This is a genomic window from Promicromonospora sp. NPDC059942, from assembly GCF_042731755.1.
Lineage (GTDB): Bacteria > Actinomycetota > Actinomycetes > Actinomycetales > Cellulomonadaceae > Promicromonospora.
On sequence record NZ_JBHWLR010000007.1, the window covers coordinates 43,412 to 51,736 of the forward strand.

5 protein-coding genes are annotated in these 8,325 nt (G+C 71.0%); 3 read left to right on the forward strand and 2 right to left on the reverse strand.

The features are described 5' to 3' along the window. The first annotated feature begins 51 nt into the window (after nt 1–51). A complete protein-coding gene (locus tag ACFV9Q_RS13105; RefSeq protein WP_377234773.1) occupies nt 52–882 on the forward strand; it encodes an alpha/beta fold hydrolase in 831 nt (276 codons plus the stop codon). Here ACFV9Q_RS13105 and ACFV9Q_RS13110 read toward each other — a convergent pair. Continuing rightward, complete coding sequence (locus tag ACFV9Q_RS13110) at nt 872–2,878, reverse strand: hypothetical protein (RefSeq protein WP_377234774.1); 2,007 nt, start codon at nt 2,876–2,878, stop codon at nt 872–874. The two genes, ACFV9Q_RS13105 and ACFV9Q_RS13110, sit on opposite strands and share 11 nt — an antisense overlap. Nucleotides 2,879–3,108: 230 nt before the next feature. Further along, nucleotides 3,109–3,957 (reverse strand): class I SAM-dependent methyltransferase, encoded by an 849-nt coding sequence (locus ACFV9Q_RS13115; RefSeq protein WP_377234775.1) that lies wholly within the window; start codon nt 3,955–3,957, stop codon nt 3,109–3,111. Nucleotides 3,958–4,028: 71 nt separating this feature from the next. Between ACFV9Q_RS13115 and ACFV9Q_RS13120 the strand changes: the two genes are divergently transcribed. Together ACFV9Q_RS13120 and ACFV9Q_RS13125 are read left to right on the forward strand one after the other, a co-directional pair. Continuing rightward, entirely contained in the window at nt 4,029–5,255 is a 1,227-nt protein-coding gene (locus ACFV9Q_RS13120) for an anhydro-N-acetylmuramic acid kinase (protein ID WP_377234776.1), read from the forward strand. A gap of 262 nt (nt 5,256–5,517) precedes the next feature. Next, nucleotides 5,518–8,190, forward strand: coding sequence for a hypothetical protein (locus ACFV9Q_RS13125; protein ID WP_377234777.1), 2,673 nt, complete (start codon nt 5,518–5,520; stop codon nt 8,188–8,190). Nucleotides 8,191–8,325 lie beyond the last annotated feature (135 nt).

The window sequence follows — 8,325 nt, forward strand, 5'->3', positions numbered from 1 at the left end:
CGGGCACAAGGCCGAGCGACGACTTTCGGGGGACCGGCCCGTCTGCCCTGCATGACCATCACCACCGTCGACGCGCTCACGACGTCGGCCGACGGCACGCGGATCGCCTTCGACCTCACCGGCCCGGCCCGCGGCCTGGCGCCGGCGGTCGTCGTGATCGACGGCGTCCTCGCCCACCGGATGCCCGTGACGCTCGCCGTGGCGTCGGAGCTGGGCGACCGGGTGACCACTCTGCGGTACGACCGGCGCGGGCGCGGCGGGAGCGGCGACACCCCGCCGTACAGCGTGGATCGGGAGGTTGATGACATCGCGGCGTTGTTGCAGGTCACGGGCCCGGCCGTGCTGCTGGGCATCTCCACGGGGGCGTTCCTGGCGCTGCGCGCGGCCGCCGACCTCGGCTCCGTGGTCACCGGGGTGCTCTGCTTCGAGCCCGGCTACGACGTGGCCAGCGGCGCGTCGCCCGCCGATCCTCGGATGATCGCGGGGGTGGAGGCGTGCGTGGAGGCGGGCGACCCGGGCAGCGCCGTCGAGCTGTTCCTCGACGTGGTGGGCATGCCGTGCCGACTGGTGCCGCGGATGCGGGCGTCGGCGTCGTGGGCGGACCTCGAGTCGATGGCGCCGACCATCGCCTATGACGGTCGCGTCCTCGCGGGCGTCGCCCTGGGGCGACGCGCCCTGATGTGCCGCTGGGACCTGATCACCCAGCCGGTGCTCGTGGTCCACGGCGCCGCGAGCGCCGCCGCCGTCGCTGCGGCGGCGGGCTCGCTGGTGGCCGTGCTCCCGGCGGCACGCCGCGTGACCGTTCCCGGTCACGGGGCGGACGTGCCGCCGGAAGCGATGGCGGAGGCCGTGTCAGGCCTCCTGGGTGTCGTCAGTCCGTGAGCGAGGCGCGGGGCCCGACGACGGGGGAGGAGCCCTTCAGGCCGCCGACCTGGGACACACCGGCACCCGAGCCGGCGAGCGTCCGAGCGGACAGCGTCCCCTCGTAGCTGTCGTACTTCACGTACTGGTGGTAGACCTGGCCGTCCGACCGGTCGGTGATGCGCCAGCGGCCACCCACCCAGACGGACCGCGGAGCCTCGGTGTACGCACCGAACTCGCCGCACCCGTCACTGTCGAGCGGGACGCCCCAGGAGATGTGGTCGGGCTGCTCCTGGCCGGCACCGGGGTAGACGTGCCCGTTGCTGCCGATGAACTGCACGGACAGGTCACCGGTGCCGTAGTAGCCCGGCGCGGCGCAGATGGCGACGGGGGCCGCCAGGTAGCCGTCGTACACGAGGGACTCGCCGATCACGGCGTTGTAGTTCCACAGGCTGAACCACTGGTAGGCCGCGAACGGCGACGACAGCGAGGAACGGACCCACAGGTAGGTCCGGTTGCTGGTGTCCTTGCCGGCCATGTTCGACACGACCACGCGGAACTGGTTGAGCTCGTGCGCGGGCGCGGCGGTGAACCGGTACGTCGAGCTGTTCGACCCGATGTTGGTCCAGGTGCCGCTCGCCGGGGTCCAGCGCTGCCACTGGTACTTGAGGCCGCCACCCGTGGCCGACACCTTGAGCGTCACGGTCTTGCCGACCGTCGTGTCCACGTAGCGCGTCGGCTGCGTGGTGACGTTCGGCGTGCTGATGCCGACGGGCCACTTCACGGTGACGGTCGCCGAGCTGAGGCGCTTGGCCGGCAGGTAGGCGTACTTGCGGCCGACGATCTCGACCGAGATCTTCTTGCCGTGCTCCTTGGTGGTGAGCTTGTAGGTGCGGCTCGTCGCACCGGCGATCGGCGTGCCGTTGGCGCGCCACTGGTAGGTGACCACCGACGGGGTGGGCGACCAGGTGCCGCGGTTCGCGGTGAGGGTCTGGCCCACGCGGACGGTGCCGCTGATCGTCGGCGCGGACGTCCGGGTGAAGGGCTTGGAGACGACGGCGGCGGCCGACGTCAGGCTCTTCGTCGTGTAGCCCGCCTTGGAGCCGGTCACCGTGACGGTGAGCTTGTCACCGTGCAGGCGGCTGGGGATCGTGTAGGTGCGGCCGGTGGCGCCGGAGATCGACGCGCCGTTCGCCTTCCACTGGTACTTCAGCGTGGCCGTCGGGGAGAAGTGGCCGGTCGTGGCACCGACCAGGCCGCCGACCTTGACCGTGCCGTTGATCTTCGGCGTCGTGGTGACGAAGCTGGCCTTCGCCACTGTCGAGAACGCGCTGTAGGCGGTCTTCGGGGCGTAGCCGGCCTTCGTGCCGGTCACGACGAGGCGCAGGGTCTTGCCCGCGTGCGCGGCCTGCGGCGTGAACGTCGTCGTGGTGGCGACCGTGGTGCCGCTGATCTTCCACTGGTAGGCGAGGGAGGTGCCCTCGGGCCACGTGCCGGGCTTGGCAGTGAGCTTCGACGCGACCTTGACCGTGCCGGAGACCGTCGGGGTACCGGCGGCGAGGTCGCCGAGGGTCACGACGCCGGAGGCTGCCGAGACAGGGGCGCTCGTCAGGCCGCCCGCGGTCGCCGCGACGGTGCCGATCAGGTACTGGTCGAGGTAGGCGGGCAGGACGTCGAGCGTCGGGTCGCCGGCCCCCTCGACGAGGGTGTCCGCGCCGTCCAGGACGGCGTCCGAGCTGAGGTACCACGCGTAGGCGAGGGACTCGGGCTCGGGTGCCCAGGTGCCGCCGGTCTGGTCGAGGGCGATCGTGGAGCCGACCGCCGCCGCACCGTTCACCGCGAGGGTTCCGGTGAAGACGGGCGCGTCGGCCTCCGCGGCGGACGCCGGCACAGCGGCGAACGGCCCGGCGACCAGGGCGAGCGTGGCGAGCGATGCGCCGGCGCGCCAGCGCCGGGCCGTTCTCGGGGTGGGGGCGGCGAGCGCGGGGTGGGCGTCGCCGAAGAGCTTCTGCTTCATGGGGGGTCCTTCGCGATCCGTGACAGGACGGGGCACCGGGGACCGCCGTCGGTCCCGGGCTTCGCGAACGTAACGTGCCGCGAATGCTGCCGGAAGCAACATTTAGCGGGAATCGGCTTAAAACCGTCGAAGTTCACCCCTGGATTCACCCGCCGTGAATTCTTTGGCGGCAGCAGGGCCCGTCGAGACATGTGTCTCGACGGGCCCCGACGTTCCCAGAACGGGCGGCCTCAGAACGGGCGGCGCGCCGTGACCAGGATCCGCGGCGCCTCGTCCACGAGCACGTTGCCCGTCGCGAAGTGCATGTGCAGCCCGCGCAGCGCCGCCTCGTGGCGGGCGACGGCGGCCGGGGTGAGGTCGGCCAGGTCGGGCACCTGCCAGGCCGCGACCCGCAGGTACCAGAGCACGGAGGAGAGGTCCTTGAACGTGCGTGTCCCCGCGTACTCCGTGGCCTCGACGATCTCGAGGCCGGAGGCGACGAGGCCGTCGGAGATCACGTCGATCGTCACGCCGTCCGGGTCCCAGCCCAGCGGCACCCGCAGCGCCTGGTTGAGGACGAAGCCGTCGCGCGTGTCCACCTGCTCGGTGAGGAACGTGCCGCCCGGCTCCAGCACGCGGCCCACCTCGTCGGGGTCGATGGTGCTGAACCGGCTGAGCACCGCGCTGTACTGACCGTCGAAGAAGGGCAGCAGCACGTCGCCCGTCCAGGACGGCTCCACGCGGCGCACGTCGATGCCGAGCGGCTCCAGGCGCCGTCGGGCGGCGAGGAAGGCCGGGCCGAGCTCCGTGGCGGCCGAACCCTTGGGGAGCGGGCCGAGGCCCGCGAAGAAGTCGCCGTCACCGGTGCCGATGTCGAGCACGGCACCTCGGGACTTGAGCACGATCTCGCGGGCCAGCGTGGGGTAGTCCCACTCCGGCGAGTCGATCGTGAGACGGTCGTCGACGGGAGCGTTGTCGAGACCACCCGTGAACAGCGCCGCGGGCGTAGCAGGAGTCGCAGGGGCGTTACGCGCCCATTCGACGTGGTCCTCGAACGGCGCGTCCGGCGCCGGAGCAGGGGCGATCGAGACGTCAAGCATGTGGGAGATTGTGACGCAAACGGGGAGTAAGGGCTAACACTGGTGCAAACACGACCGGAGGCGTCGCCGTGATGGTGAATCCCATACCCGCGGCGCACATTTCACCGGCGGATCCGCAGTTCTCACTGCGCGTGGTCGGCCTGATGTCCGGCACGTCCCATGACGGGGTCGACGCCGCGGCCTGCGACCTCCGGCTCGCCGGCGACACGCTGACGCTCACGCCCCTCGGGCACCTCTCCGCCCCGTACCCGGCGGCCCTCCGGTCCGAGCTGATGGCGGCCCTGCCCCCGGCCGCCACCACCGCGGAGACGCTGTGCCGGCTCGACACCGGCGTCGGACAGGCCTTCGCCGACGTCGCGACCCGTGCCGTTGCCGAGCTCTGCGGCGGGCGAGCCGACCTCGTGGTCTCCCACGGCCAGACGCTCTTCCACTGGGCGCCCGCGGGCGGCGCGGTTCGGGGCACGCTGCAGATAGGCGAACCCGCGTGGATCGCCGAGGCGACCGGGCTCCCCGTCGTCTCGGGCCTGCGCACGCGCGACGTCGCCGCCGGCGGGCAGGGTGCCCCGTTGGTCGGCCTGTTCGACGCGCTGTGGCTCGCCGGCCGCCCCGGCGCCGTCGCGCTGAACCTGGGCGGCATCGCGAACGTGACATTGTTGTCCGGTGCGGCGCCGGTCGCCTTCGACACAGGCCCGGCCTGCGCGCTGCTCGACGCCGCGACCCGCCACGTCACGGGCGGACGCCTCGCCTTCGACGCGGACGGCGCCCTCGCCGCCCGGGGCCGTGTGCTCCCTCTTCTTCTGGAGCGGCTGCTCGACGAGCCCTACTACGCACGACCGGCCCCGAAGTCGACGGGCAAGGAGCTGTTCCACCTCTCCTATCTCCTGGACCGCCTCGGACCCACGGAGCCGACGGCGGAGGACCTGCTCGCCACGCTCGTGGCGCTCACGGCCCGCACCGTGGCCGACGCCGTGCGGGACACCGCCACCGAGGTCGTCGCCTCGGGCGGCGGCACCCGCAACCCGGTGCTCATGGGGGCGCTCCGGTCCGAGCTGCCCGGGGTCGCCGTCCGCACCTCGGACGAGCTGGGCGTGCCGAGCCAGGCCAAGGAGGCGCTGGCGTTCGCGGTGCTCGGCTGGCACACCTGGCGCGGCCTGCCCGGCGTGCTGCCGGGGGCGACCGGGGCGCGGCACCCGAGCGTTCTGGGGTCGGTGACGCCGGGGGCGGACGGGCGGTACCCGCCGGGGCGGGGTTCGGGCGTGAGGCTGCCGGGGCGGTTGGAGATCTTGGCGCCGGCCTGAGGCGCCCGAACGTCATCGGGTGAAGATGGGCGGGACTCCCCTTATTTCGGGGCAAACACGGCTGCGCGGCGGATACAGTCACGCGACTTGTCGTTCCGCGCATGGATCATGCGCCTCTTTCCTGGAGCGCTTGATGCCGACCTCAAACTTTCGGCGAATCCTTCCCTCAGCCCGGCGGGCCTGTGCGTCGCTGGTGGCCTCGGGCGTGGTGCTCGGTCTTACGGTGACGACCGCCGGTGCGACGCCAACCCATGGAGCACAGGTGGGCAGTGCAGGCGCGGTGGTCGAGACGGCCACCGACTCCCTGGACCCCACCTTCGTGCAGGAGGGAACGCCCAGTACGAACGGCGGGCAGGTGGTCCGCTGGGGTGACCTCGGTGGCACCAACGCGCCGCCAGCTCTTCCGCCCGGGGTGTTCGCGACGGCCCTCACCTCCGACTCGTTCACCGTTCTGGTGCTCCGGAGTGACGGAAATGTCGATTGGCGCCGTTACCACGACACAGACAGCGTCACGCATCATCTACAGGCCCCGCCGAACACGAAGTACACGGCGATATCGACGGGTGGGACCGGGGAAGAGCATGTGCTCAGGTCCGACGGCGTGGTGGTGGACCTGAACAGCCGAGTTGTCACGACGCCTCCCGAAGGCTTGAGGTATACGGCGATCGCCCCTGGACTCGCGCTGCGGTCGGACGGTGTGCTTGAGCCCTCAGGGACGCCGGAAGTGATGTGCCCCGACGCCAGCGATCCAGGCCCCGGATTGCGCTACACGGCTATCTCCGCGCGCGACTCGGGCAGCCGCTGGGTCGCGCTGCGCGGCGATGGGGCGTTCGTGTACTGCCGGGTCGAGAACGACGAGCCCCGAGCGACCGTGTTCGAACCACCCGCGGACACGCGCTTCATCGGCGTCGACATGGGTCAGGTCGAGGCTGTCGCCGCCACAGCGGATGGCCGGATCATCTCGTCGGAGAACGGGCTCGTCGCGGTCGCGCCGACCGGACGATCGATCGTCTCGCTCGCCGCAATCCGATATGGCCGGGGAGCCGCAGCCCTGGACGACGGAACAATTCTCAGCTGGGGGCTCAGTGGCAAAGACGCGGCCCCACCCGTGGTTCCCGCCGAGCGCGCTGTCTTCTCAGCGGTCACCGGCCAAGGGGATTACGGTCAGCACTGGGCGATCATGGTGGGCGACCCCATCCCGGTGGAGGTGTCCGTCCTGCCGATGCTGCCTGCCGACCGTCCGTTGCGCGTCACGGATCACCTCCGAGTCAATGTCGCCGCAACACTCGGAGACGGGACCCCGATCACCGGTCTGGCAGAGACCACTGTGCGGACTCCCGACGGGCAAGAGCGCGCGCTCGAGGCAGAAAGCCTGTGGCCCTCCTCTACGGACATCTACCTCATGCCCCGCGACCACGCGCAGGTCGGAAGCCACGACGTGGCTGTGACCTTTTCCGGGTCGCCCTACGCCACGACCACCATCGAGAACACCTTCGACTTCGTCGAACCCAGCCCGGTCGCACTGACCACCTCGGGTCCGAGGACCTGGCGCCAGGGCTCCGAGGACACGCTCTGCTTCACACTCGACACGGAGGACGGATCACCCCTCTGGCGGGAGTCGGAACACCAGACCACCATCAGCGTGGACGGTGATCCGGGACAGTCCTATGACTGGTACCAACCCAATCAGGAAGGCACGCGGATCACGGCGTGCCTGCACGACCTCTCTCTCGAGCCGGGGACGTACACAGCCCGGTTCACCCATGAAGGCTGGGGCGAGGCCGACTCGCCATCGTGGAGCGGAGAGATCGTCGTCCTTGCCCCGCCTGCAACGCGTATCGAGAGCAACCTCCCGTTGTCGTGGCACTACGGACAGATGCCTGACTTGATCGGGGTCGACGTGCGGTCCGACTCGCTCGTTCCGGCCGGAGTCGCCAGGCTCTACCTCGACGACCGGGCGGTGTTCGCATTCGGATACAGCGCGCAGCTCGACGGAACTGGTCATGGCTGGATCAGGACGGGCGACGAGGACGAGCTGGTTCCCGGCACCTATCCGATGGTCCTGAAGTTCCGAGCAGACGGCGGCTTCCTCGACTCCCAGCTCAAGCGGACGGTCACCGTCAAGCCTGCAACGTTCACAACGGCCACTCCGACGATCATTGGAACACCGCAGGTCGGCGCGAAGCTGACCGCCGCCACCGGCATCTGGTCGCCGACACCCAGCAGCTTCCGCTACGCATGGAAGGTCGCCGGCGTCGCGGTTGCCGGCGCGACGTCGAGCACCTTCACCGTCCCCGCCTCGGCGGCGGGCAAGAAGGTCACCGTCACGGTCACTGGCCTCAAGCAGTACTACGAGTCGTCGGCGACCAGCGCCCCCACATCCGCCGTCGCCCCCGGGACGTTCACTGCCCCGAAGCCCACGATCAAGGGCACGGCGAAGGTCGGCGCGACGCTGACGGCGACCCGCGGGACGTGGTCGCCCACTCCGTCGTCCGTGAAGTACGTGTGGAAGGCGAACGGAACGACCATCTCCACGCGGACGTCGAGCACGTTCGTGGTGCCGGCTTCGGCGAAGGGGAAGCGGCTGACCGTCACGGTTATCGGCACGCGCACGGGGTACACGACGAGGTCGGTCGCCAGCTCCGCGACCTCGACGGTCGCCGCAGGGACCTTCACCGCGCCGCGGCCCACGATCACGGGGACCAAGCGGGTCGGGTCGACGCTCACGGTGAGCCGCGGGACGTGGTCGCCGGCGCCGTCGTCGGTGAAGTACGTGTGGAAGGCGGACGGGGCGACCATCTCGACCCGGACGAGCAACCGGTTCGTGATCCCGGCGCGGGCCCGCGGCAAGCACCTGACGGTCACGGTGACCGGCTCACGGGCCGGGTACACGACCAGGTCGGTGACGAGCACCGGGACGGTGACCATCCGCTGACGCGGCGGCACCGCGGCAGCCCGCCACGGCCGGGGGGGGGGGGGGGTGCGAGGAGGGTAACACCCGACCCCTGCGTCCTCCCCCCCGAAAGACAGGGAGGGGGGGGGCCCCTTCCGGCACCCCCACAGCTGCGAA